This is a genomic window from Viridibacillus soli (assembly GCF_016612995.1).
Classification (GTDB): domain Bacteria; phylum Bacillota; class Bacilli; order Bacillales_A; family Planococcaceae; genus Viridibacillus; species Viridibacillus soli.
In genome coordinates this window covers 152,559-169,514 of the sequence record NZ_JAEOAH010000001.1, presented here as the reverse complement: position 1 = coordinate 169,514, position 16,956 = coordinate 152,559, and the positions used below count along the sequence as shown (strand labels likewise).

General features: G+C 39.5%; 22 protein-coding genes and 1 other annotated feature. Of the genes, 20 read left to right on the top strand and 2 right to left on the bottom strand.

Annotated elements, in window-relative coordinates:
- The 18 genes from JFL43_RS00855 (at position 1) to pheA (ending at position 12,984) form a co-directional block, all read left to right on the top strand.
- Positions 1 to 756: a prepilin peptidase gene (locus JFL43_RS00855; RefSeq protein WP_200747535.1), complete on the top strand. Its 756-nt coding sequence runs from the start codon at positions 1 to 3 to the stop codon at positions 754 to 756.
- An 83-nt stretch (positions 757 to 839) separates the two neighbouring features.
- Positions 840 to 1,463, top strand: coding sequence for a hypothetical protein (locus JFL43_RS00850; protein ID WP_100794401.1), 624 nt, complete (start codon positions 840 to 842; stop codon positions 1,461 to 1,463).
- 85 nt (positions 1,464 to 1,548) lie between these two features.
- Positions 1,549 to 2,160, top strand: a complete 612-nt coding sequence (locus JFL43_RS00845; protein ID WP_100794400.1) for a Maf family protein — start codon at positions 1,549 to 1,551, stop codon at positions 2,158 to 2,160.
- Positions 2,150 to 2,848, top strand: a complete 699-nt coding sequence (gene radC, locus JFL43_RS00840) for a RadC family protein (RefSeq protein ID WP_100794399.1) — start codon at positions 2,150 to 2,152, stop codon at positions 2,846 to 2,848. Before JFL43_RS00845 ends, radC begins: the two co-directional genes overlap by 11 nt.
- A 94-nt stretch (positions 2,849 to 2,942) precedes the next feature.
- The gene (locus JFL43_RS00835) at positions 2,943 to 3,962 is read left to right on the top strand and encodes a rod shape-determining protein (protein WP_100794398.1); all 1,020 of its coding nucleotides are present in this window, start codon (positions 2,943 to 2,945) and stop codon (positions 3,960 to 3,962) included.
- Positions 3,963 to 3,975: 13 nt separating this feature from the next.
- The gene (gene mreC, locus JFL43_RS00830; RefSeq protein ID WP_100794397.1) at positions 3,976 to 4,893 is read left to right on the top strand and encodes a rod shape-determining protein MreC; all 918 of its coding nucleotides are present in this window, start codon (positions 3,976 to 3,978) and stop codon (positions 4,891 to 4,893) included.
- A complete protein-coding gene (gene mreD / locus JFL43_RS00825; protein WP_200747675.1) occupies positions 4,893 to 5,420 on the top strand; it encodes a rod shape-determining protein MreD in 528 nt (175 codons plus the stop codon). The genes mreC and mreD overlap by 1 nt, the downstream gene beginning before the upstream one ends.
- A gap of 20 nt (positions 5,421 to 5,440) precedes the next feature.
- Positions 5,441 to 6,112, top strand: coding sequence for a septum site-determining protein MinC (gene minC / locus JFL43_RS00820; RefSeq protein WP_200747534.1), 672 nt, complete (start codon positions 5,441 to 5,443; stop codon positions 6,110 to 6,112).
- Position 6,113: 1 nt separating this feature from the next.
- Complete coding sequence (minD, locus tag JFL43_RS00815; protein WP_100794395.1) at positions 6,114 to 6,911, top strand: septum site-determining protein MinD; 798 nt, start codon at positions 6,114 to 6,116, stop codon at positions 6,909 to 6,911.
- 399 nt (positions 6,912 to 7,310) lie between these two features.
- Positions 7,311 to 7,853, top strand: a complete 543-nt coding sequence (locus tag JFL43_RS00810; protein WP_200747533.1) for a peptidoglycan DD-metalloendopeptidase family protein — start codon at positions 7,311 to 7,313, stop codon at positions 7,851 to 7,853.
- Entirely contained in the window at positions 7,850 to 8,482 is a 633-nt protein-coding gene (locus JFL43_RS00805; RefSeq protein WP_200747532.1) for a site-2 protease family protein, read from the top strand. The genes JFL43_RS00810 and JFL43_RS00805 overlap by 4 nt, the downstream gene beginning before the upstream one ends.
- A gap of 45 nt (positions 8,483 to 8,527) precedes the next feature.
- Positions 8,528 to 8,604: a sequence feature (ribosomal protein L21 leader region), on the top strand.
- 13 nt (positions 8,605 to 8,617) lie between these two features.
- Positions 8,618 to 8,926, top strand: coding sequence for a 50S ribosomal protein L21 (gene rplU / locus JFL43_RS00800; RefSeq protein WP_100794392.1), 309 nt, complete (start codon positions 8,618 to 8,620; stop codon positions 8,924 to 8,926).
- Positions 8,927 to 8,942: 16 nt separating this feature from the next.
- Positions 8,943 to 9,281 (top strand): ribosomal-processing cysteine protease Prp, encoded by a 339-nt coding sequence (locus JFL43_RS00795; RefSeq protein ID WP_100794391.1) that lies wholly within the window; start codon positions 8,943 to 8,945, stop codon positions 9,279 to 9,281.
- Between the two features lie 15 nt (positions 9,282 to 9,296).
- Positions 9,297 to 9,590 carry a 50S ribosomal protein L27 gene (gene rpmA / locus JFL43_RS00790; RefSeq protein ID WP_100797998.1) on the top strand — a complete coding sequence of 98 codons (294 nt, stop codon included), beginning with the start codon at positions 9,297 to 9,299 and terminating at the stop codon, positions 9,588 to 9,590.
- 193 nt (positions 9,591 to 9,783) lie between these two features.
- Positions 9,784 to 10,320 carry a Spo0B domain-containing protein gene (locus JFL43_RS00785; protein ID WP_200747531.1) on the top strand — a complete coding sequence of 179 codons (537 nt, stop codon included), beginning with the start codon at positions 9,784 to 9,786 and terminating at the stop codon, positions 10,318 to 10,320.
- Entirely contained in the window at positions 10,321 to 11,610 is a 1,290-nt protein-coding gene (obgE, locus tag JFL43_RS00780) for a GTPase ObgE (RefSeq protein ID WP_100794389.1), read from the top strand.
- A gap of 18 nt (positions 11,611 to 11,628) precedes the next feature.
- Complete coding sequence (locus tag JFL43_RS00775) at positions 11,629 to 12,084, top strand: ACT domain-containing protein (protein WP_100794388.1); 456 nt, start codon at positions 11,629 to 11,631, stop codon at positions 12,082 to 12,084.
- A 15-nt stretch (positions 12,085 to 12,099) separates the two neighbouring features.
- Complete coding sequence (gene pheA / locus JFL43_RS00770) at positions 12,100 to 12,984, top strand: prephenate dehydratase (protein ID WP_200747530.1); 885 nt, start codon at positions 12,100 to 12,102, stop codon at positions 12,982 to 12,984.
- A 56-nt stretch (positions 12,985 to 13,040) separates the two neighbouring features.
- Here the strand turns inward: pheA and JFL43_RS00765 are convergent, their stop codons facing one another.
- Complete coding sequence (locus JFL43_RS00765) at positions 13,041 to 13,574, bottom strand: transcription repressor NadR (RefSeq protein WP_200747529.1); 534 nt, start codon at positions 13,572 to 13,574, stop codon at positions 13,041 to 13,043.
- Between the two features lie 105 nt (positions 13,575 to 13,679).
- The gene (locus tag JFL43_RS23280; RefSeq protein WP_407701923.1) at positions 13,680 to 15,146 is read right to left on the bottom strand and encodes a hypothetical protein; all 1,467 of its coding nucleotides are present in this window, start codon (positions 15,144 to 15,146) and stop codon (positions 13,680 to 13,682) included.
- Between JFL43_RS23280 and JFL43_RS00755 the strand changes: the two genes are divergently transcribed.
- Together JFL43_RS00755 and JFL43_RS00750 are read left to right on the top strand one after the other, a co-directional pair.
- Positions 15,083 to 16,075 (top strand): hypothetical protein, encoded by a 993-nt coding sequence (locus JFL43_RS00755; RefSeq protein ID WP_200747694.1) that lies wholly within the window; start codon positions 15,083 to 15,085, stop codon positions 16,073 to 16,075. The two genes, JFL43_RS23280 and JFL43_RS00755, sit on opposite strands and share 64 nt — an antisense overlap.
- Positions 16,076 to 16,079: 4 nt before the next feature.
- The gene (locus JFL43_RS00750) at positions 16,080 to 16,943 is read left to right on the top strand and encodes a phosphotransferase (protein WP_200747528.1); all 864 of its coding nucleotides are present in this window, start codon (positions 16,080 to 16,082) and stop codon (positions 16,941 to 16,943) included.
- Positions 16,944 to 16,956 lie beyond the last annotated feature (13 nt).

The window sequence follows — 16,956 nt, the reverse complement described above, 5'->3', positions numbered from 1 at the left end:
ATGACAATTGTTTATGCCATATTCTTTTTTATATTTGGACTAGTATTTGGTTCGTTTTTTAATGTCGTTGGTTTACGAGTGCCTAAGGGGGAGTCTATTGTTCGACCACCTTCACATTGTACAAATTGTCAGAGGCAGCTATCAGCTATAGATTTAGTACCTGTTTTATCTTTTGTGTTTTTGAAAGGTAAGTGCAGAAGTTGTGGTGCAAAAATTCACTGGGTATATCCTTTGATGGAATTTTTAACAGGCATTCTTTTCGCGTTGGCTTATATGGAGCTAGGATTTGAGCCTGAATTAATTATTGCGCTATTGTTTATTTCGTTGTTAATTATTATTACAGTCTCAGATATTGCGTATATGTTGATACCTAATAAAATATTATTGTCTTTTGGTGTGTTTTTAGCTGCTGGACGTATTTTTGTTCAACTAGATCCATGGTGGGCTAGTATTATTGGAGCGGTTGGTGGATTTTTAATATTATTTCTTGTTGCTTTACTGTCGAAAGGCGGTGTAGGAGGGGGAGATGTTAAGCTTTTTTTCGTCATAGGGTTAGTACTAGGAATACTTTCGACATTACTTGCGTTATTTTTGGCATCGGTTATTGGTTTGGTAGCCGGTGTTGTTATGCTGAATTATCGAAAACAGGGGCGTAAAACTCCTATTCCTTTTGGTCCACCTATTGCGCTAGCGAGTATAATCGTCTATTTCTATGGTGATCAAATGCTCGAATGGTATATGAATTTGTTATTTTAACAAGATAAATTTTTTGGACAAGACGACAGGAGTCTTGTCTTTTTTTATGTGCCTCATGCTACCGTTAAGTAAGGGGTGATGATATGAAATTTGAATCTAGAAATAATAAAAAAATGCTATTATTCGCTATGATCCATGGTGCGATTATTGGTGTGGTTGGTGTGTTTCTATTTTTCATTGCATTGCATTATTTTGGTGGAGACGAAGAGTCGATTAGTGATGTTCAGAAGAAGGGGACAAATACGACGGCTAATGCTGAGATTGATAAGAAAGCCTATACATTTTATGCGCAACAATATGGTGTTTTTTCAAGTGAAGAAACAGCTAAAGAATTTTTAGCAAGCAATCCCAAACTGTATACGAGTGCAGTCGTATCATTTGATGATCAATATTATGTATGGTCAGCTGTTGCGACGAAGGAAAAAGATATTAAAGAAGTACTAGATAAAGAATCTTTTGTAAAAAAAATTAGTTTAAGCGGTGCGAAATGTGAGAGTCCGGCACTTATAGAAATGCCGAAAGTGCTTAGTGCATCAAAAGTGTCAAAGTTCACTTTTGAGGGGGCTAAGAAAAAAACTGATTCACCTGCTAATTGGGAATCTAATATTGCAGCGGTATCAAAGGTTTCGGACGATATAATGGTTGTTAGGTTACAGCTTATGAGCCATTATACAGCGCAAAATAAATGCCTTAAAATTGGATTTTGATGCGTTGGAAATGGGAGAATCTCGAATTTAGCACTTTTGAGAAAAAAGTCATTTCAATTATGATGTCAAAAAGGAGGGAATTGGAATGACTTTGAATCCAGTAACGACGATTGTTTTAGTAAGTCCAAGAGGAAATACTGAGGATATTTTTTCGCGTATTCAAGTTCCTTATGAGGTCGAGTATCACCATGTTGCTATCGATTATCCGCCAACTTCATCACCTTTGGATTTGACGATTTATTGTGCTTTTTTAACTTTATTGCGTCAGTTTAAGGTGGATCAGCAGAAGGTCTATATTTCAATGAAGAGGACGGTTAGTATCAATGATGAAATACTAAAACCACCAACTACTAGACAGGCTGCAAATCGCTATTTAACAAAGTTATCAAATCGGGAACATATAGTAACAACTGCAATTGCCGTAAGGTATCTTGGGCAAGTTACCATGCTTGTAGTGGAGTCGAAAGTGAAGATGAAAAGACTTTCGCAAAAAATAATTGAACATTATGTTGAAACCGGGGAACCTTTTGAGCACGATATTGGTTATAATGTACAAGGATTAGGAGCGAATTTATCGCAATCTATCGAAGGTGATTTTGATAATGTCGCGGGCTTACCCATCAACCATTTGCAAGAACATTTAGTTAACAACAACATTCTTATTGCAAAGGAAGGGGAGATAGTCGATGTCTACTGACACTATTCAACCGATGATGATCCGTGATGTGCACCAAGATGACCGCCCTAGGGAACGTTTAAAACGTCAAGGAGCAGAGAGCTTATCGAATCAAGAGCTAATTGCAATATTATTACGGACAGGGACAAAAGAAGAATCTGTTCTTCATCTTGCAAATCGAGTATTAACTTCTTTCGAACAGCTTCACGAATTAAAGCATGCAGCAATTGAAGAAATTATGTCTGTGAAAGGCATCGGAGAAGCTAAGGCTATTCAGCTACTAGCCGCTATAGAGCTTGGTAGAAGGCTGGCGCAACAACGTACTGAAGAGCGCTACACAATCCGCTCACCACAAGATGCCGCTACATACTTAATGGCCGATATGACTGCTTTGCTGCAAGAGCATTTCGTAGCTTTGTTTATGAATGTGAAAAACCAAATTATTCATAAGCAAACGATCTTTATTGGTAGTTTAAATGCTAGTATCGTTCACCCACGCGAAATTTTTCGTGAAGCTGTTAAACGCTCGGCTGCTTCGATTATTTGTGCGCATAATCATCCCTCGGGCAACCCCGCTCCTTCACCAGAAGATATTGAAGTGACAAAACGAATTCAGGAAGCCGGCTATATAATGGGTATAGAGCTTTTAGACCATGTCATTATTGGTGATCACCAATTTATAAGTTTAAAGGAGAAAGGCTACATGTAGCACTGTAATTTTTCTCTCTTTTCCGTTATAATGAAACTTATGATTTTATGACAGCTAAGAAAGTTATGGCTAAAGAGAAAGGAAGAAATATATAGTGTTTGGATTAGGTGGGAAAGATGTCGGAATTGACCTCGGCACAGCAAATACATTGGTATTTATTAAAGGAAAAGGAATCGTACTCAGAGAGCCTTCTGTTGTTGCGAAAAATACAAAATCAGGTGAAATCGTAGCAGTAGGTAACGATGCAAAAAATATGATCGGACGTACACCAGGTTCAATCGTAGCAATTCGCCCAATGAAAGATGGCGTTATTGCTGATTTTGATATAACTACGACTATGATTGAGTATTATTTACGTGAAGCAATGAAATCTTCAGGCGGTAACTGGAAAAAACCAAATGTCATGATTTGTGTACCTTATGGCATTACATCTGTTGAACAACGTGCAGTAATCGACGCTTCACGCCAAGCAGGAGCGAAAGATGCTTTCACAATTGAGGAGCCATTTGCGGCTGCTATCGGTGCGAACTTACCAGTTTGGGAACCAACAGGTAGTATGGTTGTTGATATAGGTGGTGGTACTACTGAAGTTGCGGTTATCTCTTTAGGTGGTATCGTAACAAGTGAATCTGTACGTGTTGCGGGTGACGCTATGGATCAAGCAATTACAGCGTACATTCGTAAATCATATAACTTAACAATTGGTGAACGTACTTCTGAGTCTATTAAAATGGAAATCGGTTCTGCTAGTACTGAAGGTCCTGAAGAACGCATGGAAATCCGTGGCCGTGATTTAGTAACAGGTTTACCAAAAACAATTGAAATTTCTTCTATCGAAATTGCTGAAGCATTACGTGAATCGATCTCTGCTATTATCGATGGCGTGAAGAAAACGTTAGAGCAAACTCCTCCAGAACTTTCTGCTGATGTTATGGAACGCGGAATTGTTTTAACTGGTGGTGGTGCACTACTTAAAAGCTTAGATAAAGTTATTAGTGGCGAAACAAATATGCCGGTATTTATTGCTGAAAACCCATTAGATTGTGTTGCAATTGGTACAGGTATGGCTCTAGATCATATTGATTTAGTGCGTCGTCAACAAACGAAAGGTTAAGGAGGTTTAGGCAATGCCACAGTTTTTCTCGAATAAGCGATTAATTTTGCTGCTTGTCGGCGTAATTTTCCTCGTGGCATTGATTAGCTTCTCCTTACGCGATCGTCAAAACGCATCGCTTCCTGAACAAATTATTAAAGATACGGTCGGTTTTGGACAATCATTAGTATCCAAGCCGACGCATTACGTAACAGGAATCTTTAATAATGTTGATGCATTATTAAACACGTATGATGAAAACAAAAGATTAAAATCGCGTTTGGAAGAATTTGCAGTACTGCAGGGCGAAGTCAATGATTTAAAGATCGAAAATGACAAGTTTAGAGATTTGGTTGACAAAAAAGAAGATTTAAAAAAATTCAATCCAATTCAAGCAACCGTTATTGCACGTAATCCCGATCAATGGGAAGAAAAGTTAATTTTGGACCAAGGTACGATGGATGGTATTAAAGTCAATATGGCTGTTAGAACATCTGAAGGTTTAATCGGTAAAATCGTACAAACTACACCGTATACTTCTGAAGTCGAATTATTGACTACGAATAATACGAATTATCGTGTATCCGCAGTTGTTTCAAATAAAAAGCAAGTATTTGGCTTAATAGAAGGTTTTGATGAAAAACGTAATGAGTTAATTTTGAAAAGAATTGACTCTAGTTTGAATGTGAAAAAAGGCGATAAAGTTATGACTTCTGGCTTAGGTGGTATTTTCCCGAAAGGTATTTTAATCGGTGAAGTGACAAAAGTTACGACAGATGATTTCGGTTTAACTAAATTAGCTTATGTGAAACCAGCTGCCAACTTTTCAATGCTAGATCATGTTATCATTGCAAAAAGAGACTCTATTAATATTGATGGCTCTGATGGTAGTAGTACAAATAAAGACCAGACGAATAAAATAAAATCTGACACGACTGGGGATGGAGAATGATGATGCGTTTTCTAATTCCTCTAGTCGCTGTTGTGCTGTTTTTTTTAGAAACGGAATTCGCCCTATTTTCTCCAATTGAATGGAATGGACAATTTGCTTATCTTGTACCGAGATTTTTAATACTATATTTGATTTTCCTTTCAATTTATTACAATAGAAAACGCGCAATGCTGTATGGATTAATTTTTGGACTCTTGTACGATATCTTCTATATTGATATTATTGGATTATATTCATTTTTGTATCCATTTATTTGTTTTATAGCAGGTTCTACAGTAAAATATATCCATCAACATTTATTTGTAACGACTACATTATCATTGCTATTAGTCGCATTATTAGAAATCGTATTATATCAATTTTTCTTATTGATTTCATTTACGACTATTCCATTTTCAGAATTTTTAAATCAGCGTCTAATACCAACTATGATAGCTAATTCAATTTATCTTATTATGCTTGGTTGGACTTTTAAATATTTAATACAAACGCGCGTATTGCAAAAAGCAAATCAATCCATTTTATAAAAAATCGTGAGGTGACGCATTTGACGACAAAGCAGCTAGTCTACATTAAAGGAACGAAGGATGGACTTGTACTACGGCTAGACGATCAATGTGCTTACTCAGAGTTAATCGATGAACTTAAGCGTAAGGTGTCCGAAGATGGTATGGAAGGTCAAGCTGAAGTCCAGATCCAATTAGGTAATCGATACTGCGATGATGAACAATTAAAAGACATTTTGCATATTGTTCAGCAATCCGAGCATTTAAAAGTTTCAAAGATTAAGAGCGATGTAATTTCTGTTGAGGAATGTAATCGTAGAGTGGTGGAAAGTCGGTCAGCTACTTATGTTGGCATCGTAAGATCGGGACAAACGATTCGTGCGGATGGTGACTTAGTCATTATTGGTGATGTTAATCCCAATGCTAGAGTAGAAGCTGGTGGTAGTATTTTCGTACTAGGGCGTTTGAAAGGAATTGCTCATGCGGGTGTAAAAGGTAACCGTGAAGCAGTTATAGCAGCGTCTTGGTTTGAAGCTACTCATTTACTGATTGCTGATTTAATGGAACTTATGACAAATGAATTGGCCGTTTTGTCTGAAACACCTGAAATGGAATGTGCGTACATACATTCAAATGGTCATATTACGATTGACCGCTTGCAAGATTTGCGTTTATTTAGACCAAATCTGTCGACGTTTAAAGGAGGAAGCTAATGTGGGAGAAGCAATTGTAATAACTTCTGGTAAGGGAGGCGTTGGTAAAACAACGACTACTGCAAATCTAGGAACTGCATTGGCCCTCCAAGGAAAAAAAGTATGTTTAGTTGATACAGACATCGGTTTACGTAACCTGGATGTTATCCTTGGATTAGAGAACCGCATTATTTATGATTTAGTAGATACTATTGAAGGTCGTTGTAAAATTCACCAAGCGCTTGTTAAAGATAAGCGCTTTGATGAGTTACTATTTTTATTACCCGCAGCTCAAACGACAGATAAAACAGCTGTAACACCACAACAGATGAAGCAATTAATTGGAGAATTAAAAAGAGATTATGATTTCGTATTAATTGATTGCCCAGCTGGAATTGAGCAAGGTTATAAAAATGCTGTTGCTGGTGCAGATAAAGCAATCGTTGTAACAACCCCTGAAATTTCTGCGGTACGTGATGCAGATCGTATTATCGGTCTTTTAGAACAAGAAGAAATTGAACCACCGAAATTAATTATTAACCGAATTCGTCCACATTTAATGAATCGTGGCGATACGTTAGATGTGAATGAAATTACAACACACTTATCAATCGATTTACTAGGCATCATTCCGGATGATGAAAATGTTATCAGCTCATCAAATAAAGGTGAGCCAATTGTGATGGAGCCATCCACACAAGCAGCATTAGCATACCGCAACATCGTCCGCCGGATTTTAGGTGAATCAGTACCCCTTATGACATTAGAAAGCGAAAGCAAGGGCGTATTCGCAAAGTTTAAATCATTATTTTCTAAGTAAAAGCTGAAGGTGCTCGTTCAGTTATCGAACTTCGAACTCGAACTTCGATAACTGGGGGCGTAACTGTTATGACTCAAGCTCAATCTTCACTGACTAGAAGCTTAACTTCTATGACTCAACCTACTCTAATTCTAGAGTAGGTTTTTTTATTGGAATTAATGAGTACGGTAATCAATTCAGATTGGTGAAAGTATCCCGTGCAATCATAACTTCACGCTGGATGCACGTAAACATCCTCTGAACAAACGTATTTTTTAAAGAACTCCAAATGCCTTTGATTACGTCACTCTTATAGAACCACCACAACCGATTCATAACAAAGTATAAATACACTACATAATGAATGAAGGGTCTACTTTTCTCATATATTGCAATAAAGAATAATATGAGGTGAAACGTTTGAAGAATAAAATGAAGTGGATAATGGCATTCCTCATTACATTTAGTGTAGTTGCTATTTCCTTGTTTGAAAAAAATGGGATGATGCAGACGAATATTAAAGAAATTACAAGTTCTGGAGAAGACTTTGTTATGCTACGGAATTGGACAAAGGGTTTACTCAATCCAGATGGTACAACACCTGATTCAATTACTGTAACAGCTCCTTTATATGAGGGGAAACTTGCTACATTCTCCACTATGCAACCATTTTCGAATGGTTCTTTGTTATCTTATAAAGAGAATATTAGCATTCGAGCAAGACAAGATGGACTCGTCATTTTTACTGGACATACACAATCACTTGGTAAGACGATGACAATTATTTATGAAAATGGCGAAAATGTAACATATGGATTTTTAGATGAGTTGACGATCTTGCCTTATACCTCAATTAAGGAGGGGGAGACGATTTCAAATTTAACGACGGGGCGTCTTTATTTACAGGTTGAGAAAAAGGGGACTATACTTGATTCAACAGCGATTAAAGAGTGGATCAAGTGAGTGGAAAAGTAAGGTTGTTGAAATTTCGTATACATCCAACGATGATACCAGTAATGATTTTATTATTGATGTCTGGTGATGTTGCTTATTATGCCATGATTTTCGGCTCACTAATTTGGCATGAGTGCGGTCATTTAATAGTGGCGGTCAAATATAAGCTCATTATTGAAGACTGCACGATTATGCCTTATGGAGGGGAAATAAGGCTCTCAAAAACACAGCGAGTCCGTAAAAAGCATAAGCTAGTTGTTGCGGCTGCGGGACCTATTGCAACGGTATTTCTGTTGTTATTGACGCTGCTCATGCCTGGGCCGATTCAAACTCCGTTAATGTACATACAGTTCTTTATTTTATCTATTAATCTAATGCCGATTTGGCCTTTAGATGGTGGGCGAATTATCGAAATTTTAATAAGCGGCAAGCAGCCGTTATATGAAATACATGAGTTGTTTTTACAGTATTCAATAATTACTTGCTTAGCAGTTGTGTTGTGCTGTATTTTTTTATTACCAAGATCAGTGATTGTGCTTTTTTTATTCATTTTTATATTGTTTCAGAATGTTATGGAATGGCGATACCGAAAATATACGAAAGCATTTGAAAAGTATGCATTGAACATATTGACGTAATAGTTTCAATGTGGTAGTATTTTAATGTTATTGTTTGTAGCACCCGTGCTACTACAACCGCGCTGAAAAGGTTTTAAGTATCTTTCGAGATCACCTGAATGAGGGCGAGTCTGAGTTATAAGAGGAGGTGCAGATATGTACGCAATTATCGAAACTGGTGGTAAACAAATTAAAGTTGAAGCTGGCCAAGAAATCTACGTTGAGAAATTAAACGCAGAAGATGGTGAAGTGGTTACTTTTGACAAAGTATTATTCGTTGGTGGCGAAGCAGTTAAAGTTGGTGCTCCATTCGTGGAAGGCGCTACTGTAACAGCTAAAGTTGAAAAACACGGTCGTCAAAAGAAAATCGTTGTTTTCAAACTTAAAGCTAAAAAGAACTACCGTCGTAAACAAGGTCACCGTCAACCTTACACTAAATTAGTAGTTGAAACTATCAACGCTTAATAGTGAGGTGATTAAAATGATCCAAGTAACGATTAATCACAATGAAAATAGACATGTAGCTTCATTTGAAATGAAAGGTCATGCAGATTTTGATGAATCAGGTAAAGATCTAGTGTGTGCAGGTGCATCTGCAGTTGCCTTTGGTGCTGTTAATGCTATGTACGAAATACTAAAGGTTGAACCAACAATTCAGCAAAAGGGTGAAGGTGGATATCTCCACGTCACATTGCCAACCAATCTAGATGAAGAATTAGACAGTCGACTACAATTAATTGTCCAAACAATGGTTGCGCAGTTGTATACTATTGTGCAAAGTTATGGGCAATTTATTCAGATATCATATTCCCAAATGTAGGAGGTGGAACAGATGATGTTATTAACTTTAGATCTTCAGTTTTTCGCTTCGAAAAAAGGGGTAGGTTCTACTCGTAACGGTCGTGACTCTGAGTCAAAACGCCTTGGAGCTAAACGTGCTGATGGTCAATTCGTTTCTGGTGGATCAATTCTTTACCGTCAACGCGGTACTAAAATTTATCCAGGTGAAAACGTTGGCCGCGGTGGAGACGATACACTTTTTGCAAAAGTTGACGGCGTAGTTAAATTCGAACGCTACGGTCGCGACAAGAAAAAAGTAAGTGTATACCCTGTCGCTCAAGAAGCTTAATTTCAAAAGCTAAGGACTGCATTTATTGCAGTCCTTTTTCATTCACTGGTAAAAAGTATGTTTTTAGTAACCAGTTCCTGTTCTAAATCGGCTTTCGCTTAAGTTAGCGGAAGCCTTGTTTTTCTAATGCGAGAAAAACCGATGAAAAATTGGTATACTGAAGACTGAACATCTTATTGGAGGAGCGTGTACGATGACTGAAAAGCCTCTCACCGTAAATGAAGTGCTACGCTTTGCACACCATGATTTTTTAAATCAGCTTCAACTAATTAAAATTAATCTTGATATGGAACGAGTTGGGAATGCTAAAGAGGTTGTTTCTGAAGTGGCTGAGCAATGTCGTATCTTTTTCAATATTAATCAATTAGGATTACCAAAAACGATTGAATGGTTACATACATTGAAATGGCGGTTCCCGTCTTATCAAGTAACGATTCAAAGTAACGTTGATTCTGAGGTGGATATAGCATTAGATGGACCGATTCAAGAGTATTTAGAGCGGACTGTCTCCTATGTATATTCTTCATTAAATCCGTATATAGAGCAAAATCTATCACTTCACATCAACTCAACGCAAGAACAATTAGTAATTTCATTTCATTTACAAGGCTCATGGGATATGGAGCCGTTCAAAGAAAAATTAGCACATCCATTTATAATGATCAAAGAAGAGCATTATACAAATGAAAATTGGTGTTATTGCTTAAATGCAAGCAAGGAGGGTATATAAATGTTTGTTGACCACGTCAAGGTTTATGTTAAAGGTGGTAATGGCGGAGATGGTATGGTAGCTTTCCGTCGCGAAAAATTCATACCAAATGGTGGCCCAGCAGGTGGCGATGGCGGTAACGGTGGGGATTTAGTCTTCATCGTTGAAGAAGGCCTACGTACATTAATGGATTTCCGTTATAAACGTAATTTCGAAGCAACTCGTGGTAATCACGGCATGAGTAAAAATCAGCACGGTAAAAATGCTGAAGATTATTATGTAAAAGTGCCACCTGGTACAATTGTAACTTCTGAGGAAGACGGTCGAGTTATTGCTGATTTAGTAGAACACGGTCAAACAGCTGTTATTGCTCGTGGTGGACGCGGAGGGCGAGGAAACTGTCGTTTTGCGACACCGTCAAATCCAGCGCCAGAACTTTCTGAAAAAGGCGAGCCAGGACAAGAACTAAATGTTATATTAGAGTTAAAGGTATTAGCTGATGTAGGATTAGTTGGTTTCCCAAGTGTAGGTAAGTCAACATTACTATCAGTTGTAACTGCAGCAAAACCGAAAATCGGCGCTTATCATTTCACAACAATCGTGCCGAATTTAGGTATGGTTGAGACGGAAGATGGCCGTAGTTTCGCAATGGCTGATTTACCGGGATTGATCGAAGGAGCGCACCAAGGTGTTGGACTAGGACATCAATTCTTACGCCATATCGAACGTACACGCGTAATCGTACATGTTATTGATATGTCTGGTATGGAAGGCCGCGATCCTTATGAAGATTTCTTAACGATTAACAAAGAATTAGAACAATATAATCTACGTTTAACAGAGCGTCCACAAATTATTGTTGCCAATAAAATGGACATGCCTGATTCGGAAGAAAACTTACAAGAATTCCGTGAAAAGGTAGGAGAAGATGCGCAAATCTTCCCAATTTCTGCTGTCTCACGTCAAGGTTTGAAAGAATTACTATTTGCAGTAGCTGACTTATTAGACGTAACACCTGAATTTGCATTGAATGATGTAGAAGAAGAAGAGACAGATGCAACTGTTCTATACAAACATGAGTCACAAGGTCCAGAATTCGAAGTTTCACGTACTGATGATGGTTCTTACGTATTAAGTGGAGACGGTATCGAAAGATTATTCAAAATGACTGACTTCAGTCGTGAAGATTCAATTCGACGCTTTGCCCGTCAATTGCGCGGTATGGGTGTTGACGATGCATTAAGAGAACGTGGCGCTGAAAATGGCGATACTGTTCGCTTACTTGAATTCGAATTTGAATTTATAGAGTAAGTATCTAGGGGGGAAAAGATGAAAAATGTAGCAGATCAACGCTATTATTTAGTACGCGAAGATGTTCTGACAGATGCCATGCAAAAAACACTCGAAGCGAAGTATTTATTACAGACGGGTGCCGTTTCTTCAATTTGGGATGCTGTCAAGCAAGTAGATTTATCTCGTAGTGCATTTTATAAATACCGAGATGCTGTTTTCCCCTTTCACTCTATCGTTCAAGAGCGTATTTTAACTGTTTTTTTACAGCTTGAAGACCGTAAAGGAACATTAGCCCGACTATTATTGACTGTAACTGAAACGCATTGTAATATACTAACAATCCACCAAACGATTCCTATTCAAGGAAGAGCGAACGTGACATTATCGTTAGATGTGACGGCGATGGATGTTGAGTTAGATGATTTGATGCAACAGCTTAAGAAATTAGATTTTGTAGAGTCAGCAGAGGTAATTAGTTCAGGAGCATTATAAGGGGGCTTTTTTGAAGTGGCATCAAAAGAGTGGGAAAATAGAGTGGCTTATTTAGGCCCAGTTGGCACGTTTACTTATTTAGCGACGCAAGGATTATTTCCAAACGAATGGCTTGTTCCTTACAAAACCATTCCAGAATGCATTGAAGCGGTCGCATCCAATCAAGTGGATTTAGCGGTTGTCCCTTTAGAAAATGCTCTAGAGGGATCTGTGCCGTTAACGATCGACTATTTATTTCATGAAGCGGATTTATATGTTGTTGGTGAGGTATTATCACCGATTGAACAACATTTAATGGTAAATCCAAATCATGCTGACAATTGGGAGGACATTGAGGGAATCTATTCGCACCCTCATGCTCTTGCTCAATGTCATAAATATTTGTTTAACAGATTTAGAGGAATCCCGTTGAATCAAACGACTTCTACAGCCGCTGCAGCGCAATTTATAGCAGAGAATCCGGAGCAATGTATTGCCGCAATTGGTAATTCTTCTGCAGCAGAAACATATGGCTTAAAAATCGTTGAACCTAATATTCATGATTTCCATTTTAACCATACACGCTTTTTCGTATTATCTCGTAGAAATCAGCGTATTGAACGAGAGCATCGCGAAGAGCAAGTAAAAACAACTGTAATGATTACATTGCCAAATGACCGTTCAGGGGCACTTCATCAAGTATTATCTGTATTTGCATGGCGCCAAATTAACTTAAGTAAAATCGAGTCAAGACCTTTAAAAACAGGCTTAGGCGATTATTTCTTTATCGTTGACGTACTGGAAGACGAAAATGCACCGATGATGAAAGGTGCGATGGATGAGCTATCTGCATTAGGTTGCTCAGTCAAATCACTCGGTACTTATTTTACATATAAACAATTGCCTGAACAGGGAAAATAATATGCACAAAAAATCCTCTTAGCTTAAGTGCTAGGAGGATTTTTGCATACATATATTTAATTCGGAGCAATTAAAAAGCCTTTATGTTGTAATTGCTGCACGGCAAAGTCTAATTTTTCTTCAGAGGAAGCAGAAATAAGGTGGATATGAATACCTTCTGTCAGCTCCAGTAAAAGATTGGATTTTGTATCGGCAATCTTTTGCATAAATTGTTGAACGTCATGGCGGCTAGAAACCATAATCGAAGCAGTTATTTCTCCGTATACTGCATGCTCAACCGTGACGTTTTTTACCGTGACACCGGCATCGACGAGTATGTTTAGCTCTTCTTCCGTATCAATAGATATATGACGGCATGCGATTTGGCGTTCACAGTGCGCTGACTCTATGTTAGCAGTAAATAATACATAACCTTGACTTGTGGCCATAATCGGTACGTTACGCGCCTTTAATAAAGCCATATCGCTGACAATTACTTGTCTTGACACATTGGCACGATTGGCAAGTTCAGTACCTGTGATTGGCTGACCTTCTTGCTTGAGCATGTCCAAAAGTATCTTTCTACGTTCTTCTCCTAATAATTTTTTCATCTAAATCACCTCGAATACAAGCATAAATAGCCCTTCTCATCTCATAGTGTAACATGAAAAGCCCTCACTGAAATACAAAACCTGGTGACCAATTGTGAAAGCTTTTCATATGATGTAAAGACGGAAGGAGGAAAAAAATGCGCACTCATACGGTCCAAAAAGGCGATACTTTATGGAAAATCGCAAGACAGTATGGCATTTCTTTTGAAGATTTGAAACGTTTAAATGCTCATTTGGCGAATCCTGATTATATCGTACCAGGTATGGAAATTTTCTTGCCTGCTGTACCGAGGAAGGAAGCGCCAGTTCACCCACATACGGACCCGATAAAAGAAGCACCAATACATCATCACCCGGTGAAAGAAGCACCAATACATCATCACCCGGTGAAAGAAGCACCAATACATCATCACCCGGTGAAAGAAGCACCGATACACCATCACCCGGTGAAAGAAGCACCGATACACCATCACCCGGTGAAAGAAGCACCAATGCATCATCATCATCATCACCCGGTGAAAGAAGCACCAATACACCATCATCACCCGGTAAAAGAAGCACCAATACATCCTCACCCGGTGAAAGAAGCACCAATACATCCTCACCCGGTGAAAGAAGCACCAATACATCCTCACCCGGTGAAAGAAGCACCAATACATCCTCACCCGGTGAAAGAAGCACCAATACATCCTCACCCGGTGAAAGAAGCACCAATACATCCTCACCCGGTGAAAGAAGCACCAATACCTCATCACCCGGTGAAAGAAGCACCAATACACCATCATCATCATCCGGTGAAAGAAGTACCGATACATCATCACCATCATCACCCGGTGAAAGAAGCACCAATGCACCATCATCACCCGGTGAAAGAAGCACCAATGCACCATCATCACCCGGTGAAAGAAGCACCAATGCACCATCATCACCCGGTGAAAGAAGCACCAATGCACCATCATCACCCGGTGAAAGAAGCACCAATGCACCATCATCACCCGGTGAAAGAAGCACCAATGCACCATCATCACCCGGTGAAAGAAGCACCAATGCACCATCATCACCCGGTGAAAGAAGCACCAATGCACCATCATCACCCGGTGAAAGAAGCACCAATGCACCATCATCACCCGGTGAAAGAAGCACCAATGCACCATCATCACCCGGTGAAAGAAGCACCAATGCACCATCATCACCCGGTGAAAGAAGCACCAATGCACCATCATCACCCGGTGAAAGAAGCACCAATGCACCATCATCACCCGGTGAAAGAAGCACCAATGCACCATCATCACCCGGTGAAAGAAGCACCAATGCACCATCATCACCCGGTGAAAGAAGCACCAATGCACCATCATCACCCGGTGAAAGAAGCACCAATGCACCATCATCACCCGGTGAAAGAAGCACCAATGCACCATCATCACCCGGTGAAAGAAGCACCAATGCACCATCATCACCCGGTGAAAGAAGCGCCAATGCACCATCATCACCCGGTGAAAGAAGCACCAATGCACCATCATCACCCGGTGAAAGAAGCACCAATGCACCATCATCACCCGGTGAAAGAAGCACCAATACACCATCATCACCCGGTAAAAGAGGCACCAATACACCATTACCATCCGGTAAAAGAAGTACCTATTATAGAACCAGTTCCAATCCCACATCTGCATCCACATGAACATTATCGTCCCGTCAAACAACGTATAGAGATTGTTGAAATGCACGAAGAAGAAGTAATAATTCAGCCGGTTAGAGAAAAGGTGCAGGTTCAACCATGCCCACCACCAGTGTGCCCACCACCAGTGTGTCCAACGCCAGTGTGTCCACCACCGGTAATGCAGCCATGTCCGCCGCCAATAATGCAGCCGTGTCCACCACCGGTAATGCAGCCGTGTCCGCCACCAGTAATGCAACCGTGTCCTCCAACAGGAATGCAACCATGGGATGGTATGCAGATGCCAATGCAGATGCCAATGCAGATGCCAATGCCAATGCCAATGCAGATGCCAATGCCAATGCCAATGCAGATGCCAATGCCAATGCCAATGCCAATGCAGATGCCAATGCCAACGCCAATGCAGATGCCACAAGCACAGGATAATTGGCAGCAACAACCGCAACAGCCACCGATGGGGATGCCACCAGTTCCTCCATCAGGATGGCAAATGCCTGAGTCAACAAGGGACTGTGGATTTGATGAATCATCAATGTTAGGTCATCATCACCATCACCATGGTCACCATCAACATATGCAACCGTTCGAACAAGGGCAGCAATGGATGCAACAAGAGCAAGTTCAAGGGCAGCAATGGATGCAACAGCCTGACTTCATGCCACAATTTGTTCCAATGCACCAATTTCCACAACATAGTATGCCACAATGGCCCCAGCAGCAATGGCACCAACCGCAACATGATATGCCGTCATTCCCAATGCCAAATTGGCCGACACCTTCGTGCGGTTGCCAGCCACAACCGAGAACCTCTGCAGATTTTTAATAATGTGAATCAGAGTGGTACTTTCAGAAGGATAAAGCCAAATGTTTGGCAATGGACTATAAATGGGCATAATTATTCGATTAAACGCTATGCGAATAAAACGACGGCAGATAAGATTCGTATAATTCATCAGCAATTAAAGAAGGTCAAATTTCCAAATATTTTACCGGTTATTGCAAGTGATGACCCTGCTACTATCGTGCAGCCATGGGTATCAAATGTGCATTCTGCAAAATTTAGTCGCGTTGAAGAACGGACAAAAACGTTAGAATTGTTATATCAGTTACACGCAACAAATAATGATATTAACTGGTCTGAGCTAGGGGTATTTTTTCCACAATATAATTTACAGTTAAAATGGCATGATCGTTTACTGAAATTCCAGGCAAAAAGAGAGCAGATTGCGAAGTTTTTAGGCGCACCAGCTGTGGATCAACTTATTATTTATGCAGAGCAAGCACTTAAAAGCATGAAGTTTGTAAAAAACAGCAAACCGACGATTTTGCACGGGGATGTTGTGCATCATAATTTTTTAATGACAGAGCAGGGCAAGTTGTATTTAATTGATTTTGACTTAGCGGCTGTTGGTCATGCTGAAGATGAAATCATTATGTGGATGCATCGAGTACTCCCGCATGTAGATTATAATTTGCCTAAACTTTTAGAGGAACAGCCACTTTTACGTGGATTACCGAAGGAGCGACTACTGGCGGTTCGTTATCCAAATGAGTTGTTAAGAGAATGGCTCTATGTGGATGTCATTGCAACTCAGCGTAAAAAGGCTTTCATCGAAGAACTTGTGGCATTTACGCATGTGGCACTCTCATCTTGGCCGAAATTATGGTATGATAGTGGAAGTCTGAAATAGAATAGGTGTTTGT